Source organism: Streptococcus sp. 3.1, from assembly GCF_016648915.1.
GTDB lineage: Bacteria > Bacillota > Bacilli > Lactobacillales > Streptococcaceae > Streptococcus > Streptococcus salivarius_E.
Genome location: NZ_JACLQV010000001.1, coordinates 146,030 through 165,139, shown reverse-complemented (window position 1 = coordinate 165,139; position 19,110 = coordinate 146,030). Strand labels below are relative to the sequence as shown.

At 36.0% G+C, this 19,110-nt stretch carries 23 protein-coding genes and 1 pseudogene; 14 read left to right on the top strand and 10 right to left on the bottom strand.

Going from position 1 to position 19,110, the window contains the following annotated elements; genetic code table 11:
• Window positions 1-7: 7 nt before the first annotated feature.
• From H7U02_RS00935 to H7U02_RS00920, 4 genes are all read right to left on the bottom strand, one after another.
• Window positions 8-1,240 (bottom strand): replication initiation factor domain-containing protein, encoded by a 1,233-nt coding sequence (locus H7U02_RS00935; RefSeq protein ID WP_201042609.1) that lies wholly within the window; start codon window positions 1,238-1,240, stop codon window positions 8-10.
• A 234-nt stretch (window positions 1,241-1,474) separates the two neighbouring features.
• Window positions 1,475-2,614: a tyrosine-type recombinase/integrase gene (locus tag H7U02_RS00930; RefSeq protein WP_061564367.1), complete on the bottom strand. Its 1,140-nt coding sequence runs from the start codon at window positions 2,612-2,614 to the stop codon at window positions 1,475-1,477.
• Window positions 2,601-2,804 carry a DUF3173 domain-containing protein gene (locus H7U02_RS00925; protein ID WP_061564366.1) on the bottom strand — a complete coding sequence of 68 codons (204 nt, stop codon included), beginning with the start codon at window positions 2,802-2,804 and terminating at the stop codon, window positions 2,601-2,603. The genes H7U02_RS00930 and H7U02_RS00925 overlap by 14 nt, the downstream gene beginning before the upstream one ends.
• Window positions 2,801-3,793, bottom strand: coding sequence for a replication initiation protein (locus tag H7U02_RS00920; RefSeq protein WP_201042608.1), 993 nt, complete (start codon window positions 3,791-3,793; stop codon window positions 2,801-2,803). The genes H7U02_RS00925 and H7U02_RS00920 overlap by 4 nt, the downstream gene beginning before the upstream one ends.
• A 518-nt stretch (window positions 3,794-4,311) precedes the next feature.
• On the opposite strand from H7U02_RS00920, the gene H7U02_RS00915 reads away from it, so the two are divergent.
• The 4 genes and pseudogenes from H7U02_RS00915 (at window position 4,312) to H7U02_RS00900 (ending at window position 5,737) form a co-directional block, all read left to right on the top strand.
• Complete coding sequence (locus H7U02_RS00915; RefSeq protein WP_183140007.1) at window positions 4,312-4,611, top strand: helix-turn-helix transcriptional regulator; 300 nt, start codon at window positions 4,312-4,314, stop codon at window positions 4,609-4,611.
• 103 nt (window positions 4,612-4,714) lie between these two features.
• Window positions 4,715-4,891, top strand: a pseudogene (locus H7U02_RS00910) (conjugal transfer protein); the annotation flags it as partial.
• Between the two features lie 77 nt (window positions 4,892-4,968).
• Window positions 4,969-5,397, top strand: a complete 429-nt coding sequence (locus H7U02_RS00905) for a VOC family protein (RefSeq protein ID WP_049513388.1) — start codon at window positions 4,969-4,971, stop codon at window positions 5,395-5,397.
• Between the two features lie 19 nt (window positions 5,398-5,416).
• Window positions 5,417-5,737: a TfoX/Sxy family protein gene (locus tag H7U02_RS00900; protein ID WP_183140006.1), complete on the top strand. Its 321-nt coding sequence runs from the start codon at window positions 5,417-5,419 to the stop codon at window positions 5,735-5,737.
• A gap of 286 nt (window positions 5,738-6,023) precedes the next feature.
• Here H7U02_RS00900 and H7U02_RS00895 read toward each other — a convergent pair whose 3' ends face one another.
• The 4 genes from H7U02_RS00895 to H7U02_RS00880 are packed head-to-tail and all read right to left on the bottom strand — an operon-like array spanning window position 6,024 to window position 8,726.
• The gene (locus tag H7U02_RS00895; protein WP_201042607.1) at window positions 6,024-7,712 is read right to left on the bottom strand and encodes an FtsK/SpoIIIE domain-containing protein; all 1,689 of its coding nucleotides are present in this window, start codon (window positions 7,710-7,712) and stop codon (window positions 6,024-6,026) included.
• A gap of 13 nt (window positions 7,713-7,725) precedes the next feature.
• The gene (locus H7U02_RS00890; protein ID WP_201042606.1) at window positions 7,726-8,187 is read right to left on the bottom strand and encodes a conjugal transfer protein; all 462 of its coding nucleotides are present in this window, start codon (window positions 8,185-8,187) and stop codon (window positions 7,726-7,728) included.
• A 21-nt stretch (window positions 8,188-8,208) separates the two neighbouring features.
• The gene (locus tag H7U02_RS00885) at window positions 8,209-8,505 is read right to left on the bottom strand and encodes a hypothetical protein (protein ID WP_021144871.1); all 297 of its coding nucleotides are present in this window, start codon (window positions 8,503-8,505) and stop codon (window positions 8,209-8,211) included.
• A 38-nt stretch (window positions 8,506-8,543) separates the two neighbouring features.
• Window positions 8,544-8,726: a hypothetical protein gene (locus tag H7U02_RS00880; protein ID WP_081721214.1), complete on the bottom strand. Its 183-nt coding sequence runs from the start codon at window positions 8,724-8,726 to the stop codon at window positions 8,544-8,546.
• A gap of 652 nt (window positions 8,727-9,378) precedes the next feature.
• Between H7U02_RS00880 and H7U02_RS00875 the strand changes: the two genes are divergently transcribed.
• The 5 genes from H7U02_RS00875 (at window position 9,379) to H7U02_RS11430 (ending at window position 12,719) form a co-directional block, all read left to right on the top strand.
• Window positions 9,379-9,720, top strand: coding sequence for a helix-turn-helix domain-containing protein (locus H7U02_RS00875; RefSeq protein WP_201042605.1), 342 nt, complete (start codon window positions 9,379-9,381; stop codon window positions 9,718-9,720).
• Window positions 9,704-10,741 (top strand): hypothetical protein, encoded by a 1,038-nt coding sequence (locus H7U02_RS00870; protein ID WP_201042603.1) that lies wholly within the window; start codon window positions 9,704-9,706, stop codon window positions 10,739-10,741. Before H7U02_RS00875 ends, H7U02_RS00870 begins: the two co-directional genes overlap by 17 nt.
• 115 nt (window positions 10,742-10,856) lie before the next feature.
• A complete protein-coding gene (locus H7U02_RS00865; RefSeq protein WP_201042601.1) occupies window positions 10,857-11,717 on the top strand; it encodes an ImmA/IrrE family metallo-endopeptidase in 861 nt (286 codons plus the stop codon).
• An 8-nt stretch (window positions 11,718-11,725) separates the two neighbouring features.
• Entirely contained in the window at window positions 11,726-12,415 is a 690-nt protein-coding gene (locus H7U02_RS00860) for an XRE family transcriptional regulator (protein WP_201042599.1), read from the top strand.
• A 4-nt stretch (window positions 12,416-12,419) separates the two neighbouring features.
• Window positions 12,420-12,719 (top strand): DUF5960 family protein, encoded by a 300-nt coding sequence (locus H7U02_RS11430; protein WP_221339815.1) that lies wholly within the window; start codon window positions 12,420-12,422, stop codon window positions 12,717-12,719.
• A gap of 142 nt (window positions 12,720-12,861) precedes the next feature.
• Here the strand turns inward: H7U02_RS11430 and H7U02_RS00855 are convergent, their stop codons facing one another.
• Together H7U02_RS00855 and H7U02_RS00850 are read right to left on the bottom strand one after the other, a co-directional pair.
• A complete protein-coding gene (locus H7U02_RS00855; RefSeq protein ID WP_201042597.1) occupies window positions 12,862-13,596 on the bottom strand; it encodes an HAD family hydrolase in 735 nt (244 codons plus the stop codon).
• Window positions 13,597-13,600: 4 nt separating this feature from the next.
• Entirely contained in the window at window positions 13,601-14,359 is a 759-nt protein-coding gene (locus tag H7U02_RS00850) for a DeoR/GlpR family DNA-binding transcription regulator (protein WP_201042595.1), read from the bottom strand.
• A gap of 516 nt (window positions 14,360-14,875) precedes the next feature.
• On the opposite strand from H7U02_RS00850, the gene lacA reads away from it, so the two are divergent.
• From lacA to H7U02_RS00825, 5 genes are all read left to right on the top strand, one after another.
• Complete coding sequence (lacA, locus tag H7U02_RS00845) at window positions 14,876-15,301, top strand: galactose-6-phosphate isomerase subunit LacA (RefSeq protein WP_201035983.1); 426 nt, start codon at window positions 14,876-14,878, stop codon at window positions 15,299-15,301.
• A gap of 16 nt (window positions 15,302-15,317) precedes the next feature.
• Window positions 15,318-15,833: a galactose-6-phosphate isomerase subunit LacB gene (gene lacB / locus H7U02_RS00840; protein WP_002889666.1), complete on the top strand. Its 516-nt coding sequence runs from the start codon at window positions 15,318-15,320 to the stop codon at window positions 15,831-15,833.
• 120 nt (window positions 15,834-15,953) lie between these two features.
• On the top strand, window positions 15,954-16,934 hold the full coding sequence (gene lacD / locus H7U02_RS00835; protein ID WP_201035982.1) for a tagatose-bisphosphate aldolase: 981 nt from the start codon (window positions 15,954-15,956) through the stop codon (window positions 16,932-16,934).
• Window positions 16,935-16,962: 28 nt separating this feature from the next.
• A complete protein-coding gene (locus H7U02_RS00830; protein ID WP_002290550.1) occupies window positions 16,963-17,280 on the top strand; it encodes a PTS lactose/cellobiose transporter subunit IIA in 318 nt (105 codons plus the stop codon).
• Window positions 17,280-18,986 carry a lactose-specific PTS transporter subunit EIIC gene (locus tag H7U02_RS00825; RefSeq protein WP_201042593.1) on the top strand — a complete coding sequence of 569 codons (1,707 nt, stop codon included), beginning with the start codon at window positions 17,280-17,282 and terminating at the stop codon, window positions 18,984-18,986. Before H7U02_RS00830 ends, H7U02_RS00825 begins: the two co-directional genes overlap by 1 nt.
• Window positions 18,987-19,110: the final 124 nt, after the last annotated feature.

The window sequence follows — 19,110 nt, the reverse complement described above, 5'->3', positions numbered from 1 at the left end:
TTCCTTTCTAGTGTTCATAGTGTTTATTGGTTTTGAGGAGTCTTAAGATAGCTTCCCCACGATCGGTGATTTCACCGCTATTTTGAATCATTTTCATGTACTCTGTTTGCATGATTTTGTCTGCTTCAGAAACGAGTGCAAGAGAATTTGCGACTTGATAGGTTAGCCAACGAATGGTCCGTTCGATACTGTAGGGTTGTGGACTGGTTGAGAGTTTTAGGGGTTCAACCCCTCCAAAGAGTTCTTGCCACTTTTCATCGGGCTTATAGGCTCCAAAACGAGTGAGACCATCATAGACTTGGATTTCCTTATTGACGATACCTCGTGCAATTTCTCCGAGATCCACACCGTTGATGTATTCCTCCACAACGCCTTGTGCTTTCTGGTCTGAAAAGCGTAGTTCGTAGCGGTTCCAGATACCAAAAATCTCCAAGGATTCTTCCAAGGAGATATTTTCCATACGGGCGATTTCGTATCGCTTTTCATAAAAGTTGAAGTAGAGTTGACTTTGTCGGCTCCCAAAGTATAGGGAAAGCCCGTGATTGGCTTCCATGTCCTCATTATCGGTGAAGGAACCTCCACCAGTGATATTCCATTTTTTGATAGTATCTAGTACAATCTCTTTGGCATAGAGCTTATCAATGAGCTTGGGGATCTGGATGTGTTCCTCCTCGTGCCCATAGCCTTTATAGAGTTCGTCTAGGGCGATATCAAGGCGTTTTACCCTGACATCTTGGTAGGCATAGAGAATATTCTGAAGAAAGGTCTGCCAAGAAATCCCCTTGTGTTCTAGGAGGAGTTCCATCTCCCGACAGCCTTGACCCGATAGTTGGAGACACGTTTGGTAGTTATTGGTCGCAGACTTATCAAAGAAATCGAAAATCCAAATGTTTCCCCGTTGCCACAAGTGGGTATAATTCATAAGCCGTGTTTCTTGGTCAGTAAATTCGCTTAAGTGACAAAAAAGAAAGTTCTCACAGAAAGCTTCTAAATCTCGCAAACTGGGGAAAGTTAATCGCAAGTAGTCGATGTGAGCCCTGAGATTGTTTTTGTGACACTCTTGATAGTAACCAAGTTTTTCTTTGAGTTCTCGGAACTTGTCAATGGTGAGACCTCTTTCCCCTGATTCATAGGAGCGGTAAGTTCTTATGGGTAAGTTAACTGCCTGTGCAAAGGATTTTTGGCTGAGGCCTGTTTGTTTTCTGAAGTTTTTGATCTGAAAGGGACTTATTTTAGTCATTCATGGGCACACCTCCTTTTGACTAAGTGACACACTTTTTGGACCAAAGTGACACACTTTCTAAATCTTGAAATTCCAACTCCCACAAGGAATGAGGAGGGGTGGACGTGGCACTTTGGCCAAATGTAACCCCCCTATTAGAAATAGTGGGAAAAATTCAAAAAAAGACCTTTAAAATAAGGCTTTTTAGATACTTTTATATTTTTTGGTAGCTCTTTTGGTAGCTAAGTAGATTTAATCAATAAAATCATTTGATATGAGATTGAGTTTATCAGTTAATTCGGTATCTGCGTTGGGGTATAAATGACTATAAATGCTAAGTGTTGTTTTGACATCAGAATGGCCTAATCGTCTTTGGATATATAGGGCATTTACATTATATTCATTAATAAGCAAAGATGCGTGGGAGTGTCTCAAACCTTTTGGTTGAATGTATTTAACACCAGCACGTTTAGAGTATTTTAAAATTTGGTCTCTAATACTACGTTTACGATATGGAACTCCGTCGGGCGACAGAATGAATGGTATTTTATCGACTTTTTCTTGTCTTTCTTTCCACTCCTTAAGAACCTTTAGAGTATTATCATCGAGTCCAATAGTACGCCGAGAGCTTTCGGTTTTTAGCTTGTTACGGCGTTCCCAATTTTCACGATTTATATACTGTAAGTTGTGATTGATTGCTAGTGTTTTCTTTTCAAAGTCCACATCCTCCCAATAAAGAGCAGTCGCCTCATTTACACGCATTCCCGTAAAATAATAAAGCCAAAGGAGTGTATAAATAAAATGCTCAAAATAACTTTCTTTATCAAGGGATTGTATTACTTTTTGAAATTCATCTTTTGTCCAAAAGTCGATATGTTTTTTTGTTATTGGAATAGGACTGATATTACTTGTAGGTATTTCATGGAAAATTAACCCATACTTTTTTGCGGTTTTCAAAACTTGATTAAGTAATGTCATTTTGTTTCTTGCGTATGAATTTGAATATTTTTCTAATAAACTATTTCTATAATTTATTACATCATAAGTTGTAATTTCTCTAGGCTTTTTCTTACCAAAATATTGAATAAATTCATCAAATATAATTTGACGTCTTCGTTCAATATCTGGACTTGTAGTAGCATAATAGTTTGGTATAAATACTTCGTCCATAAATTGTTTAAACGTCCACTGAGTGTGCTTAATTCCACCTTTTTGATGCACTTTATTTAAAGCTCTTGTTCGTGCCTCAAAGGCTTCTTTTGCGGTTTGAAAACCACGTCTGCGTTCTTGATATGGTTTACCAGTAGCTAGGTCAACTCCAGCTTTAAAATAATAAGTATATTTCCCAGTTTTATCGTCTCTAGTAACACCAGTATATCTAGTTTTTGACATGAAGTTCCTCCAATCCAAGAATTTCTGATACAACTGATACGGGAACAGTTCCGAGCCCTTTATTGTTATAGAAATCGAAACCACGTTCAACCATAATGTGTTTTGCTTGTCGTAAAATGTTATAAGCAGTCCATTTTGAGAACCCTAAGTCCATAATATCTTGTACTGTCATAGTGTGTTTATTGTTCATAAAATATCTTCTCCTTTACTAGTAAGTTCAATGAATTCACCAATTAATTGTTTTAATTCATTGTTTAATCGTGGTGTTTGTTTTTTAAGTGCATCTTGAAGCTCTAAAGAAAATGAGTTACTATCAAATGCTTTTAGGTGTTTTCTAAGCCTAGTTTTTTTGACTCTTATAGTGTTAGGTTTTAGATAGGGAAATAATTCGGGTAAAAGAGCTGGTGCATGGAGAAAGATATAAGCAAATGCTTTGCTATCATCTGGAACACTTGAAAGACTAAAAAAGCTAAAATTCTCCAATCGTTTAGAAATCTCTGAAATGGTTTCTTCATTTATAGCCTTTGTCCGAAGTTGGAACTCTAATCGCCACCAAAAAGGCTTACTCTCTATATTTAATTTATCAGCTCTTTTATGACTTAATACCTCTATATTCTTATCATACAAACGTACTTGAACGTTGCTACCACTTGCACCCCAGTATTTACTTTCTATATTTCCCCCTCTACCGTAGAATATTTTATGACTAACCCCTCCTTTGATATGTTGTAAAAAAACTATTTCTGGCCTATTAAAGATATCAAAAGCAAGGTCTAATCGTGACAGTCTAATTTCTAATCGATTTAATCGAGCGTAATTCATAATCTGCCTCCACACTTGTAACCCCTCAAATTCTTTTAGTGAGTTTGGGTTGAAGTCTAGGCGTATGACCTGATAACCACCATAATCCGATAGTTGGAAGAAAATTAGATTTATACTATCTTCGTTTATTGTTTTATATAGAGTGAAATAGTCTTCTTTTAGATTTTCTTGAATACTAAATTCTTGAATTATATTATCGAGTGATTTTCGTAATTCACGAAATATTCGTCTAAGTGATTGGTTTTCACTATCAAAGATTACTGTTAATCGGTCAATGCTGATATAAATAGATTTTTCTAGTTTTGATAAATCTACTTGATTTTGATATTCTCGTAGAGATTGAATGGTATTTTTCAACTGTAACGCCTCCTTTCTATACTTAAAATCTGCGTAATTAGTTGCTACTATTGATTTTTGCCAATGACTCGTTACTTAGGACGTTGTCTTAAGTGTATCGGTTTGCTGGCTGTTAGAAACGCCAGCTTTTTATTAGAGATTGAGAGAACTGCGTGCTTCGGGCGCATTGCCTTCGGCTTGCGCCCTTGCTCTTGTCTCACAATCTCTAAACTAGGCGAATGGTAGAAGTAAGTAATGCCAATTTTTATGACTTTAACTGTGTAGAAGTCATAAGAACCTTAGCATAGCCAAATCTCGCTTCATGTGGACTTTTTATTACCATTTTGGTATAATCATATTGGTTTTAAACGAAAGCCTCAGAATGCTTTGCAGAGCTTTCTGGGGTGTTTTTTCATATTCATAAGTAGACTAGTATTGCCTACAAAGTATACTTTTTATTTATATAACCAAAATGGTTATATAACCATGATACAACCATTTTGGTTATAGGTCAATAGAAAAGCGAAAGGATTTTTAAAATGTTGAAAGACAATATAAAAAAAGCCCGTCTGAACGTAGGACTTACTCAATCAGAAGTTGCTGAAAAGTTAGGTGTAGCTCAAGCCCAGTACGCTAGGTGGGAAAACGGAGGGAGAAATCCGAAAGATGAAACAGTAGAAAAATTAGCTGAAATCTTTGGTACATCTTTTGAGATTTTAAAAGGACGTGATGACGGACTAGAAGAAATTGTTAGTTTATTGAGAGAGTATGAATTGACAGAAACAGATAAAAACAAAATTATTAACACTTTAAAGGATTTATTAAATCAATCAAAATAATGTGGTAGTTGGGGAGCACAATGTGAATAATATCCGGGAACAAAAAAAGCAAGCTAAAGCATTTATTAAACGCTGGGAAAATAGAGGAAACGAGAGGCAAGATATTTTCCAGCTTCGAGGTGTCAGACCATTTTTGTCGGATAAGTTCGATATTACAAAGCACAAGAATTATAAGTTACTTGAAGATTTTGATAAAAAGAATGTGTTTGATATTGAAGACTATATCAAGAGAAAAGGCAAAGTCAAGCTTAATAGAAATACAGTAATTTCAAGATTGTAATATTTTTCTGTTATAGCTTTATGTGACAGGGGTAAATTTGGTATAATTGAACAAATTAGAATTTATAGGAGGTAACGATGAACAAGATTACTTGTATTTGTTTAGGTGTTAAAGATATGGAAAGGTCAATCAAGTTTTATAGAGACGGTTTAGGATATAAGACTGATTGTACAGAAAATAATCCGCCGGTATGTTTTTTTGATACTCCGGGAACAAAGTTCGAATTATTTCCTTTAGAACAATTAGCAAAAGATATTAATGAAAATAATCCACCAAAAGGAAATGGATTTTCTGGGATTACATTAGCTTACAATGTTGAACATAAAGAAGATGTAGATAATGTGATTGAATTAGTAAGAAAAGCAGGTGGGGAAATTGTAAAAGAGCCACAGGAAGTTTTCTGGGGTGGATATCATGCGTATTTTTCGGACCCAGATGGATACTATTGGGAAGTTTCATGGGGACCGCATTTTCAATTTGATGAAAATGGATTGCTGAAATTTTGAGGATAAATAGGAAAAGAGTATGGCTTCAAGTAAAGAATATTTAGATTTTATTTTAGAACAATTATCCGATTTGGAAGAAATAACATATCGTGCAATGATGGGTGAATATATAATTTATTATCGTGGAAAAATTATTGGTGGAATTTATGATGATAGATTTTTAGTGAAGCCTGTAAAATCTGCAATAGAATATATGGAAAATGCAATATATGAATTGCCATATGATGGAGCAAAGGAAATGTTATTGGTAGATGATTTAGATAACAAGGAGTTTTTAACTGGTTTAATTAATGCAATGTATGATGAATTACCTGCACCAAAACCCAAAAAGAAGAAATAACTAAATGTATTTTGTTAAAAAACGACAAGGTGAATTTATTCTTTTAGATAACTAGGTATTTAAAAATAGTACTACTAATTTATTTTTTAAAAATTACAAATCTGTTGGTAGCTTTTTGGTAGCTAAACAGACAAAATATCTTGTTTTTTGCAAATAATACTTAAAAAGAATGTTGAATTATCAGCATTCTTTTTCATTTCAGATTGATTCTCGGAATTAGAAATCGGGGGTTGAAGTCTCATCATGGCCTAGGAACTTCGGGCTACGGTCTGCGCCTGACCTGTGGTCAGGCTTGCCCTTGCCCTTGTCCTAGCCCATGATGCCTAAGCGTCGCTTCAACGGCCTTTGGATAAGATTTGCGTCCTCCCTCCTCAAAGTGGATAAGACTTTCAAGAAGGAGTTCTTCTTGAAAAGGATCGACTAGAATGGCAGATTCCGTCCGTTCAAAATCAATCCCCTGTTCTTGTAAGAGATAAATGATCTTTCGAAGTGTCGCCATTTTGAGGTCTTGTTCCTCCGCAAACACCTTGAGCGGTCTTAGGTTAGTATCAGTGTTTAGAGCATCTTCCTCCTCTATTGATTCAATCGTTTCTGGTTGAGGTTGGACTTCTCCAAAGACCTCAAATTCTTTGCCATCATATTCCATAATAGGGATCTTTGCGTAGGCATCATAGAAAGAGAAGCCTTGGTCAAGTGGCACGTAAGGTGAGAAGAATTCCCCAGCCAGGTCCCCATTATTTGCGATATAGCCTCGTCCTTTAACTTTGACGCCATTGATTTCATCAAGCTTTTTGAACTCTTTGGTTTTGTTAGCATCTCCAAACATCATGTCGTAACCTGTTGATTCCAAGTGGCCAACTGAGAGACGTTTCATAAAGTTATCTCGAAGAGCTGTTTTGATGAATTCTCCATCAGGTCGTTGCATGGCAAAGATGATAAAGACACCAGCTTGACGCCCTTCTAGGACGAGCTGAGAGAGGTATTCCATGAGTTCAGATTGGAGACTATAGTCACGGTCAATCTTGGCTATAAGGGCTGCCCACTCGTCGACGAGGATGAATTTGGGTGTCATACCGTAGTATGTAAAGTTCTTTCCAGCTTGAAATTTAGGTGACGTTGACATAAGCTCGTAGCGTTTTTCCATGAAGGCGACGTTCTCTTTAAAACACTGGATGATATCTTCTTTACTTGTATAGACACGACCATGAAAGACAGGTATCTTTTTGAGACCAGCCAAATCAGAGTTCTTTGGATCACAGATATCCACAAAGCCAATCTTAGCCAGTGCATAGATAATGGTCATAAGGACAACGGTTTTACCACCACCGGTTCCCCCACCAATGAGCAAGTGAGGCTCTTCAATATAATCCCAAGTGACGTCTTTCATAAGTTGGAGTTTAGATCCCTTGACATCGACCTCATTAATGGTGATACGGCTATCAATGCGGTTGATGGCAATGTCATAGGTGATAAACCGTTTATCAAAGGTTTTATTACGAAAGTCCCCGTTAAACATGACTTCAAGAGTCGAGCCAAGATTGAGAAAACGGTCCTGAAATTTATTGCCTTCTAGGATAAAACGAACTTCAATCTTGTAGCGAGACTGTTTCAAGTAGACCTGAGGAAGGACAATCTTTTCAATCGTTTTGTTTTCACGTCTGATATTTTTAATCAAATAGAGGTTATTTTCTATCAAGAAGCGAGATAAAATCCGTAGGCTATTGAGCTTTTGGAAGAAGACGATTTTCTCGTAACACATCCGATTCAGTAGGTAAGCCACCAGGCAAGAAGCAACAAGGACACCCCCGATAAAGTAAACTTGTGGCAAGGGATGGTCCTTCAATTCTTCTAGGTTAAGATAGCAATAATTTCCAATCGCTAACAAAGAAGGGAACCACCAGATAAACCAGGTGATTCCCCGAATATAACGATAAAAGGCCGTGACTCTTATCCCACGATAGGTAAAGAGCTTCATCCTGCATCACCTCCTAATTATCCTTTTTGTTGTCTAGAGGTTTGTTTTCCTTGATAGGCGTCCCTCCATTCTTTTTCTTGATTTTAGAAGCAAAGAGCTTGTAAATATCATTACGATTAACGTGAGTGTGAGTAATGACGATATCTTCAAGTTCAACCTCTTCTCGATATTTAATTCCTAAGTCTTCAATTTCAGACTGTGCCATATCAGCAATGGTGAAAAAGAGGGTTTCATGTTGGACAGAAGAATGAATTGCGACAACGATCCCACGGATTTCTCCTGTGTTGACTTGGACGAAAGAGCCGTCAGGATTTCGTTGGGTGCGATCTTCTTCAAAGATGATATCAGGACCTTCAATGCCACGGAAGGATAGTCTTCCAAGGACTTCAGGTACGTTTAGGCCATCCGTAATGACACGATAGGTCTTGTCTGCAATTTGTAGTTTTTCTCCGTAGTTTAATCCAATTTTAGCCATAGGTATTTCTCCTTTACTTTCTTATTTTTTTAGGACTAATTTTTCCGCAAAGACATTGAGGGCTGGGGCAACTGAGTTGCCGTTTAGAGCCGTGTCTGAGAGAAAAATTGGGTTGACCGCTTCTACGAGAGCATCTTCTGGGAAAACGGTGGTAGAAGCAGGGGTAATGACGTGAAAAGCACCGTGCTTTTCGCTATTAAGGATATGACGTTGGTATTTGCCTTCTTTACCAAAGATAAAACGAGGAGCATTTCCTAATTTTTCGTAGTAAGCAGGGCCGATAAAATCTGGTTTCATAACAAGTGTTTCTGGAATCATAGGTTTTTCCTTTCTGAATTTAAGCAAAAGAAAAAGAGTTAAGCTAGTTGCTTCACTCTTGAGTAATAGTGGGTAAATAGTTTACGTTTAAACTGTCGACTATAGAACTGAATATCACCACTAGGATAGCTGTTTCTACGAGCTTCTTGGACTAAATGTTCGAGGTCAATAAGAGCTTGTGCATAGAGTTTAGCTTGTAGTTTAGGCGAGTAGCTAAACATGTTATAGGTGAATTCATAGTTATCATAGAGGCGTTTACATTGTAGTGCGAAAAAAGTTAGTCATAATTTCTCCTTTATTGTAAGCGTAAAAAAGCTACTAAGATATAAAGAAGACTTAGTAGCTTGAGAGTAAGTCTATCTCAAAAGATAGACAGCAGTATAGAAAAGTTGTTTGGTTGGAAAGATTCTTCTTTCCACGGTGGCAACGTTTAGCAAGGTGCATTGCATGAATTACCATCGCTTGCCCGGCCAATCTCTTTAGGTAGTCCTTATCACACCCAAGGGATTCTCTTACGCCCTTTGGCGAAGCCAGTTCACTTTACTATTCGGCAAAAGCGATGAACGTCCGAAATGCGTGGAAGCCCACAAAATATTTGTTTTAATCTTCACTTCAACCATAAAACAGACTTGACTTTTCTTATTCAAACAATTACAATAAAGGTACGAAGTTTAGTGTAGTTTGATAGTCAGTCCTCTGGTTGTCAGACGCACTTTTTATTTAATTTTCAATGATCCGGGAACTTAGCCTTGAAAGAGGTTATTATTTTCAAGTCAATTACAACTATCAGTTGTTGATTACATTATACAACCTGTGGTTGTATTTTGTCAAGGGGTTATTCGAAAAAGTTAAAAAATTTTTTAGAGGTTAAAAATGGAATTTTCGGAACGCTTAAAAAATCTTAGGAAGAAAGTAGGATTAACTCAGGTTGATGTTGCAGGGAAATTAGGAATTTCGCAACAAGCATACGCTTCATGGGAACGTGGAGTCAAAAAACCTACACAAGAAAATCTAGTCAAGATTGCACAAATTTTAAATGTGTCAGTTGACTATTTAGTAGGTAATTCAGAAGAAAAAGCTGATGAACTAGATAATATTGAATTGCTTTTTCGTATGAATTCAAAAGGTCTGACTGAAGAAGAGAAAGCAGTCTTCAAACAGGAGTTGATTGCATTCATGGAAGAAAGGAAGAGAGCTTTTGAGGAAGAAAGATAATATAATACGAGAAATAATTAGTCTATATAAAATAAAAGTTGAGCATAGAAAGAAAAAGAATCGTATAGAAGCTTATCTAGAAGGAAGTAAGGAATTTTCTAACTTTAATTTGAATCCATTGTTCAATGGAAATGATACACAATTAGAAGATTATTTGATTTCTGATATTTTATATTGTTTTCATTGTATGGAGTATAGCTATTCAGAACAAAAAAAAGCATTTTATGCAAATATATTGGTGAGATTATTGGGCTCGTTTCTTGATCTATATGCACAGGTTTTAAACAACTTTTATGATTTAGAATTAAATCCTCTAAGGAAAGATATTGCCCCTACTTTACTTTCAAAAGGTGTTGTTACTCAAGCTATAAATGGTGTAGAAGATTCTGATAAAAAATATAAAGCAGTTAACCTTAATGCAGTTATTAAGAAAATAAAAAGTAAGTATATAATAAATGAATATTTTATGGCGATTGAAGAAATTCTTGGTAAAAGTGAAATCCGATCTATGAATATATTAAGAAATTATGAAACTCACTATCAATCTATTTTTTCTAAGTATAATCAAAGCTACAGCTTTGATGGTAGTGGGCTATATAAAAAGGTCTTTTCCATCAATGGATCTATTTATAATGTAGATGAATTTAATAAATTTGTGGAATTATCGCAAAAGGTTATCAATCTATACTCAAAACTAGTTTACTATTTCAATAGAATGCTATTTGACAGAAAATTGATAGAGAAGGGGGAAAAACCAGAAGAAACGTATATTCTTCAATGTCCGGAATGCTCAAAAAAATTTTTATTTACTGAATCTCAGAAATTAACTTATGAACATGATTTAAATGTTACTATAGAGCACAAAAATTGTTCTTCAAAGAAATATCTCATATGGACTAATGAAAAAATAGAGGTTCATCCTGAAAAATATAATCAAATGATTATTGATGAACTTGAAGATATAAAGAAAGGTAACTTAAGGATATATGATAACGATGGAAAAGAGATATTTTTAATGTGAGACCAAAAAACAATGCTGAGATGTTATGAGTAGACAAATGTCTACTTTCTTTATACAATTAACTAAACCAAAACGGTTTAGTTGTATAACTTTTACTTAAAGGAGGTACTGTTCGTTGAATGAATTGTATGCAAGAGTGAGTAGGGCAACAAAACAAGTGTTATATCAGTATATGAAAGATGATGATATTTCATTATTGAACTATAATTTTAATTATTTTTTTCAACATTGTATCCAGAATAATCAAATTCAAGTGATTAGTCATCACTTTTCCAATCATAAAATAGAGGGATTAACAGTAGTTGACGAATTGGGGGTCAGTTTTTCTTATGAGATAGATAATCCAAAAGTTAAACAGAATTTTACACTTTGTCACGAATTGGGGCATTTTATTCTTAAACATAATGGAAATTATTTTGCAGAATCTATTGATAATCAAGAGAATTCGATAGAACGAGAAGCTAATGTCTTTTCAGCAGTAGTATTGATGCCTGATATTGTACTTTTATCAAAAATCTACTATAGTTGCGATACCTTCTATCAAGTACAAAATAGTCTTGAAGTTTCAAAACAGGCTTTATTTTTTCGTCTTTTGGACTTTCTACGTGAATATTATCCTGATAAAGATAGTGAAATCAAACAAGCAATTGAGACCTATATAGAAGGGAAGAATGCTTCTATTTTTCGTTTGTTTCACGATATTAAAGAACAAATTATAGATGAGTTCCATCAGTTTCAACCTTCTCTTCTTAATCAGGTTAGGCAGAGGGTGAGTAAACTAGGTTTTACAACCAGTCAAGAATATCCCGATTTATTGAATCAAGATAACTGGAAAGCAATTAAAGCTAGTAGTATCAATCTGAAGACGTGGCTTGTTTATAACAAAGGAAAGTCTATTGCCTATGTTTGGGATAAAGAAAAACTCTCTGATGAAGAGGCAAAGAAAAAAGCAGAATTACAATTACTATTAATGTGAGGTGAACAATGTACCAACCAGAAAAATTAAAAGCTCGTAGAAAAGAGCTAAAGTTAACCCAAAAGGATATAGCAGATCAATTAGGAATCAGTTATCAAGCCTATTCAGCATGGGAACGTGGAGTAAAAGAACCATCCAAAGAGAAAGTAAAACAGTTGGAAAAAATACTTAAAGTACCAAAGGGATATTTTACAGAAATTGAGATTGTTCGTCTGTATAATACATTATCGAATAAAGGTAAAAATCAAGTAGTAGAGTATGCACGTGACTTGGTGCGAAAAGAGAAAACTCAACAAGGAATATCGGTTTTAGAAAATCTCTACGAATACCATGTTTATGAAAAAATGTCTGCTGGTATTGGTGCATCAGTTTACGATGATCGAAATTATGATACTGTTTATTTTGGTGAAGAACTAGCTCATGATTTTGCCTCTTGGGTATCTGGAGATTCTATGGAACCAAAATATCAAGATGGTTCAGTGGCTCTTATCCGTGAGACAGGTTTTGATTATGATGGGGCAGTTTATGCTGTAGTATGTAATAACCAAACTTATATTAAACGAGTCTTCCGTGAAGAAGAAGGTTTACGCTTAGTTTCGATTAATCCAAGATATGATGATATCCTTATTTCCTATGATGAAGATCCACGAGTAGTAGGAATCATAGTTGGAAATTTTATACCATTGAAAGAAGGTTGAAGAAATGGATAGAAGGTCTTTATATGCAAGTGATTTACAAATAGACTACTTTTCTGAGAGCTACTCACATTTTGAGGAGGATTTTCAAAGGTACTCTAATATGAGTGTTCCTCTGACATTTTTGACTGATGATATTCTTCGAACGATGGCCCTATGTCATACTAATTACTTCAGATTAAATCAAGAAAATGCTAAAGATGGAAGAAATCATTATTTTGTTTTTAAAGTAAAGCAAAGACAAGAGATGAAAAACATAAGGATATTTGAGTATAGCCACCATTCGTTAAACTTAGAAGGAAAATAAAAATAGGGGAAAGCCATTATTCTCCTCCCATAGTTTTAATAAGATTACCAAAAAAACGCTCGAAATCAGCGTTTTTTCTTTTGTATTGATTCGAAATGGCCCCTTATTTCGCCTAAGTAGGTGAAGGAGCATGTTCTTAGATCTATTTGAAATCATGATTAATATTAAATAGGCCAAGAACTAAATCTCGAAGTTCACTTGCACTAAAGACTTCATAAGTAGGCATTTCTTCTTTCTCTTTTGCTACCTGTCTGTTTCTATGATTGAACCAGATAGGATGCCATCCTGCTAGGTAACTGCCTTCAATATCATTGATAAACGTATCTCCGATGTATAGGCTTTCTGAAGGTAAGAAATTTAATTTTTTGGCGGTATAGTCAAAGATTTCTTGTTGTGGTTTGCTATATCCTGTGGTCTGACTAATAATGATTTTTTTCTTTTCAAAATATTGATAGGCACCAATAAGTTGGAGTTTTCGACTCTGTAAGTCAACAGGGCCATTAGTTAGAATACCTATTGGGATGTGGTTTTCATGTAGAGCCAGCAGTAGTTGATGTATCTCAGGAATCATCGTAATCTGATCGAGTTCATATTCATAGTCAGCTTGAAAGTCTACGGCTTCTGTTTTAGAAATATTATCGATGCCAAATTCCTCCATTGTCTTCTGACAGCGAAAAATTCTAAGTTCTTCGATACTGATAAGTTTTTTCGTATATTTAGGAAAAGCAACATCAGACCAATATCTAAAACGTTTGTAAATAGTATCTATTTGTTCAATATTAATCGTTGGGAAACATTTCTCAACGCTCCGTTTAAAGGGAAGTTGGTGGTCGTAAAGAGTATCATCAAGATCAAAAACAATATTTTTAAAAATCATAATTCTAGTCTGCTTTTAAAATTGTAGTGTACTGACTAAATTCCTCGAATTGTTGAGGGCTAATTTTGTTATCAGTAATAAGGGTATCGAACTGGTCGAGATTGTAAAAGTTAAAGAAGTCATATCGGTGGAATTTGGTATGATCAACTAATAAGAACTTTTCAATAGCATTGTTTAGTGCAAGTTGTTGAATCTCCCCCTCCTTATCACTGTAGGTAGCAATAGAATTGTTAGTGACAGCATTTGCACTAACAAAGGCTTTAGCAAATCTCATTGACTTTAGGTTGGTTGAAGCCATCGAACCAACAAAGGCCCCTGTTACCTCTCTATATTCGCCACCAATAAGTAGTAAATCAATAGTGGCACTATTGATTAAAATAAGGAAAACAGGGAGACTGTTTGTAATGATACGGATGTTCCTGTCCTTCAATTCTTGGGCAAGATGCTCTAGCGTACTTCCAGGACCGATGAAAATAGTGTCGCCTTCTTTAATTAAAGAGCTGGCCTTTGTAGCGATGGCTCTTTTTTCTTTAGTATTAAGGATTTTCTTCTCGGTATGCGTTTTTTCAAGCGGTTTCTTAGAAGGAACAAGCTGAGCCCCTCCATGAGTACGCGTCAAAAACCCTTCAGCTTCGAGAGTATCAAGATCTCTTCGAGCGGTCATGTCAGAAATATCGAGTTCATCTATGATTTCTTTGATGGTTATCGTTCCATCTATCCTTAACATATCTAAAATTTTTTCTAATCGTCGTTTTTTGTTCATATAAAGCTTCTTCTCTCATTGAATAATTTTCTTAAACTTATAACTTTCTACTATTGTATTGTATCATAATTAGTCAGTTTTTCAAAGAAAAACAAACATTATCAAACACAATATAACTTTTCTAAATTGAAACACATGTTTGATAAGTTTGTGACTGTTAGCGTAGCCATCTTAAAAGACTTCCTATAAATAATAAGGTTCTAAGAGGGAGAAGCTTATAAGAACTTCGATAATACATATGAAAAATGATGAGCGAAGAGATGTCATATGACTTTTCTTGTAAGAAGTTTAGTCACAGAAAATACTCAATAAGAGAACAAAAACCCTTAACGAAAGAAGAATTTTCAAAAAAACACCAAAAATAAACAAAAAACAAACATAAAAGTGTTGCTTTTTTTTTTTTTTGTTTGATATTATAGAGTCAAAGAAATGATGAAAGCGTTATTTCAAACATTTTTGCAAAATATTTTCTACTTTTATGTAGCATTTCTTTCTAAAATTTAGGAGGTAGTCAAAATGGCTATTGTTGTTGGTGCAGATCTCAAAGGTAAGAGATTAAAAGATGTTGTCAAACACTTTCTTGTTGAAGAAGGTTTTGAGGTAATTGATGTGACTGAGGACGGACAGGATTTCGTTGATGTTACCTTGGCAGTTGCTTCTGTAGTAAACAAAGATGAGCAAAATTTGGGTATTGTCATTGATGCCTATGGAGCTGGCCCATTCATGGTAGCAACAAAAATTAAAGGTATGGTTGCTGCGGAAGTTTCAGATGAACGATCAGCATATATGACACGCGGACATAACAATTCACGAATGATTACAGTGGGTGCTGAAATTGTTGGTGATGAGCTTGCTAAAAATATCGCTAAAGGTTTCGTCAACGGTAAATATGATGGTGGACGCCATCAAATCCGAGTAGATATGCTTAACAAGATGTGTTGAGAAAAGGAGTTAACGAATGAGAATCGCAATTGGATGTGACCACATTGTCACAGATGAAAAAATGGCAGTATCAGAATTCTTGAAATCAAAAGGACATGAGGTTCTTGATTTCGGGACATATGACCACGTACGCACTCACTACCCTATCTATGGTAAAAAAGTCGGTGAAGCAGTAGTTAGTGGTCAAGCAGACTTGGGAGTATGTATCTGTGGTACAGGTGTCGGTATTAACAATGCAGTCAATAAAGTTCCAGGTGTTCGCTCAGCATTAGTTCGTGATATGACATCAGCTATATATGCAAAAGAAGAGTTAAATGCGAATGTTATCGGTTTCGGTGGAATGATCACTGGTGGTCTTCTTATGAATGACATTATTGAAGCTTTCATTGAAGCAGAGTACAAGCCAACAGAAGAAAATAAAAAATTGATTGCAAAAATCGAACACGTTGAAACTCATAATGCACATCAAGCAGATGAAGATTTCTTTACAGAATTCCTTGAAAAATGGGACCGTGGTGAGTATCACGACTAGATAATAGATCTATAAATCTCATAATTAGATAAAATAATTGGTTGAAAATTTTTACGTATAAACTAGAGACATTCATCTTGTAAAAGAACTTAGTAGGAAAAGTATAAAAGAGGTATAAAAATGGTACTTACAGAACAGAAACGCAAATCTTTGGAAAAACTTTCAGATAAAAACGGTGTTATCTCAGCTTTGGCATTTGACCAACGTGGTGCTTTGAAACGTTTGATGGCACAATATCAAGATGCAGAGCCAACAGTGGCTCAAATGGAAGAACTAAAGGTTTTGGTTGCTGATGAACTTACAAAATATGCATCATCAATGTTGCTTGATCCTGAATACGGACTTCCAGCAACAAAAGCATTGGATAAAGAAGCTGGTCTTCTTCTTGCCTATGAAAAAACAGGTTATGATACATCAAGTACAAAACGTTTGCCTGACTGCTTGGATGTTTGGTCTGCAAAACGCATCAAAGAGCAAGGCGCTGATGCCGTTAAGTTCTTGCTTTACTATGATGTAGACAGCTCAGATGAACTTAACCAACAAAAACAAGCTTATATTGAACGTGTTGGTTCTGAATGTGTAGCTGAAGATATTCCTTTCTTCTTGGAAATCCTTGCTTATGATGAAGAAATCTCAGATGCAGGTTCTGTTGAATATGCAAAAGTGAAGCCTCGCAAAGTCATTGAAGCGATGAAAGTTTTCTCTGATCCACGCTTTAACATTGATGTTCTTAAAGTAGAAGTACCAGTTAACGTTAAATATGTCGAAGGTTTTGCTGATGGTGAAGTGGTTTACAGTAAAGCTGAAGCTGCTGACTTCTTTAAAGCACAAGAAGAAGCGACTAACCTTCCATACATCTACCTAAGTGCAGGTGTATCTGCTAAATTGTTCCAAGAAACATTGCAATTTGCTCACGACTCAGGTGCCAAGTTTAATGGTGTGCTTTGTGGACGTGCTACTTGGGCAGGATCTGTAGAACCTTACATCAAAGAAGGTGAAAAAGCAGCACGTGAGTGGTTGCGTACTACTGGATTCGAAAATATTGATGAACTTAACAAAGTTCTTGTTAAAACAGCTAGTCCATGGACTGATAAAGTATAGTAAAAAATACAAAACGGAGGATATTGTTATGAACAGAGAAGAGATGACTCTCTTAGGGTTTGAAATTGTTGCTTATGCTGGAGATGCTCGCTCTAAACTTTTAGAAGCGCTTAAAGCGGCTGAAAATGGTGATTTCGCTAAGGCAGATAGTCTTGTAGTAGAAGCAGGAAGCTGTATTGCAGAGGCTCACAATTCTCAGACAGCTATGTTGGCTCGAGAAGCTTCTGGGGAGGAACTTCCATACAGCGTTACCATGATGCATGGTCAGGACCACTTAATGACTACTGTCTTATTAAAAGATGTGATTCATCACCTCATCGAACTTTATAAAAGAGGAGCAAAATAATGCATAAACTCATTGAACTTATTGAGAAAGGGAAACCATTCTTTGAGAAAATTTCTCGAAACATCTATCTTCGTGCTATTCGTGATGGATTTATTGCTGGTATGCCAGTCATCCTTTTCTCATCTATCTTTATCCTTATTGCCTATGTACCAAATGCTTGGGGTTTCCACTGGTCTAAAGATATTGAGACATTCTTGATGACTCCTTATAGCTATTCGATGGGTATCCTAGCATTCTTTGTTGGTGGTACTACCGCTAAAGCTTTGACGGACTCTATGAACCGTGACCTACCTGCGACAAATCAGATTAACTTCTTATCTACGATGCTAGCGTCTATGGTTGGTTTCCTTTTGATGGCAGCTGAGCCAGCTAAAGAAGGAGGCTTCTTGACAGCCTTCATGGGAACAAAAGGTCTTTTGACAGCATTTATTGCAGCCTTTGTGACAGTTAATGTTTACAAGGTCTGTGTTAAAAATAATGTTACTATTCGTATGCCTGAAGAAGTTCCACCAAATATCTCTCAAGTATTTAAAGACTTGATTCCATTCACTGTATCGGTTGTTCTCCTTTATGGACTTGAACTCATTGTTAAAGGAATTCTTGGTGTAACTGTTGCAGAATCAATCGGTACCCTTCTTGCTCCTCTTTTCTCAGCTGCAGATGGTTACCTTGGAATTACACTTATCTTTGGTGCTTATGCCTTCTTCTGGTTTGTTGGCATCCACGGTCCTTCAATCGTCGAACCAGCAATCGCTGCTATCACTTATGCCAATATCGATGCCAACTTGCATCTTATCCAAGCTGGACAACATGCAGATAAAGTTATCACTTCTGGTACACAAATGTTTATTGTTACCATGGGTGGTACAGGGGCTACACTGATTGTTCCATTCTTGTTCATGTGGATTTGTAAATCAGAACGTAACCGTGCCATCGGACGTGCCTCAGTTGTTCCAACATTCTTTGGGGTTAATGAGCCAATCTTATTTGGTGCACCAATCGTATTGAATCCGATTTTCTTTGTACCATTCATTTTCGCTCCGATTATCAACGTTTGGATCTTTAAATTCTTTGTTGACACATTGAACATGAACTCATTCTCTGCCAACCTTCCATGGGTTACTCCTGGTCCGTTGGGAATTGTACTCGGTACTAACTTCCAAGTTCTATCATTTATCTTAGCCGGACTCTTGGTTGTTGTTGATACTCTCATTTATTATCCATTTGTTAAGGTATACGATGAACAAATTCTTGAAGAAGAACGTTCTGGTAAAACAAACGATGCTCTTAAAGAAAAAGTAGCTGCAAACTTCAATACTGCTAAAGCAGATGCCGTTCTTGAAAAAGCAGGCGTTGCTAAAGAAGATGTAGTAGCAGACAATAACATCACAGAAGAAACTAATGTCCTTGTTCTTTGTGCAGGTGGAGGTACAAGTGGCTTGCTTGCCAATGCCTTGAACAAAGCAGCAGCAGAATACAATGTTCCAGTCAAAGCGGCAGCGGGTGGTTACGGTGCTCACCGTGAAATGTTGCCAGAGTTTGACTTGGTTATCTTGGCTCCACAGGTCGCTTCAAACTTCGATGATATGAAGGCTGAAACAGATAAATTGGGCATTAAACTTGCAAAAACTGAAGGAGCTCAATATATCAAATTGACACGTGATGGACAAGGTGCTCTTGCATTTGTTCAACAACAATTTGATTAATAAATTTGTAAAAGTTATTTGAGACGAGATTACTCTTTCCATTCCTTTTAATATTGTTAACCATATCATTTCATTTCCTTGGTTTCCGGAACTCAGAATCTCGTCTCAAATGCTTTTTTTGAAA

Bases quoted from the DNA above. Each gene is read 5' to 3' on its own strand.
- H7U02_RS00935 (WP_201042609.1), bottom strand. From the start codon at position 1,240: ATGACTAAAATAAGTCCCTTTCAGATCAAAAACTTCAGAAAACAAACA.
- H7U02_RS00930 (WP_061564367.1), bottom strand. From the start codon at position 2,614: ATGTCAAAAACTAGATATACTGGTGTTACTAGAGACGATAAAACTGGG.
- H7U02_RS00925 (WP_061564366.1), bottom strand. From the start codon at position 2,804: ATGAACAATAAACACACTATGACAGTACAAGATATTATGGACTTAGGG.
- H7U02_RS00915 (WP_183140007.1), top strand. From the start codon at position 4,312: ATGTTGAAAGACAATATAAAAAAAGCCCGTCTGAACGTAGGACTTACT.
- H7U02_RS00905 (WP_049513388.1), top strand. From the start codon at position 4,969: ATGAACAAGATTACTTGTATTTGTTTAGGTGTTAAAGATATGGAAAGG.
- H7U02_RS00900 (WP_183140006.1), top strand. From the start codon at position 5,417: ATGGCTTCAAGTAAAGAATATTTAGATTTTATTTTAGAACAATTATCC.
- H7U02_RS00895 (WP_201042607.1), bottom strand. From the start codon at position 7,712: ATGAAGCTCTTTACCTATCGTGGGATAAGAGTCACGGCCTTTTATCGT.
- H7U02_RS00890 (WP_201042606.1), bottom strand. From the start codon at position 8,187: ATGGCTAAAATTGGATTAAACTACGGAGAAAAACTACAAATTGCAGAC.
- H7U02_RS00885 (WP_021144871.1), bottom strand. From the start codon at position 8,505: ATGATTCCAGAAACACTTGTTATGAAACCAGATTTTATCGGCCCTGCT.
- H7U02_RS00880 (WP_081721214.1), bottom strand. From the start codon at position 8,726: ATGTTTAGCTACTCGCCTAAACTACAAGCTAAACTCTATGCACAAGCT.
- H7U02_RS00875 (WP_201042605.1), top strand. From the start codon at position 9,379: ATGGAATTTTCGGAACGCTTAAAAAATCTTAGGAAGAAAGTAGGATTA.
- H7U02_RS00860 (WP_201042599.1), top strand. From the start codon at position 11,726: ATGTACCAACCAGAAAAATTAAAAGCTCGTAGAAAAGAGCTAAAGTTA.
- H7U02_RS11430 (WP_221339815.1), top strand. From the start codon at position 12,420: ATGGATAGAAGGTCTTTATATGCAAGTGATTTACAAATAGACTACTTT.
- H7U02_RS00855 (WP_201042597.1), bottom strand. From the start codon at position 13,596: ATGATTTTTAAAAATATTGTTTTTGATCTTGATGATACTCTTTACGAC.
- H7U02_RS00850 (WP_201042595.1), bottom strand. From the start codon at position 14,359: ATGAACAAAAAACGACGATTAGAAAAAATTTTAGATATGTTAAGGATA.
- lacA (WP_201035983.1), top strand. From the start codon at position 14,876: ATGGCTATTGTTGTTGGTGCAGATCTCAAAGGTAAGAGATTAAAAGAT.
- lacB (WP_002889666.1), top strand. From the start codon at position 15,318: ATGAGAATCGCAATTGGATGTGACCACATTGTCACAGATGAAAAAATG.
- lacD (WP_201035982.1), top strand. From the start codon at position 15,954: ATGGTACTTACAGAACAGAAACGCAAATCTTTGGAAAAACTTTCAGAT.
- H7U02_RS00830 (WP_002290550.1), top strand. From the start codon at position 16,963: ATGAACAGAGAAGAGATGACTCTCTTAGGGTTTGAAATTGTTGCTTAT.
- H7U02_RS00825 (WP_201042593.1), top strand. From the start codon at position 17,280: ATGCATAAACTCATTGAACTTATTGAGAAAGGGAAACCATTCTTTGAG.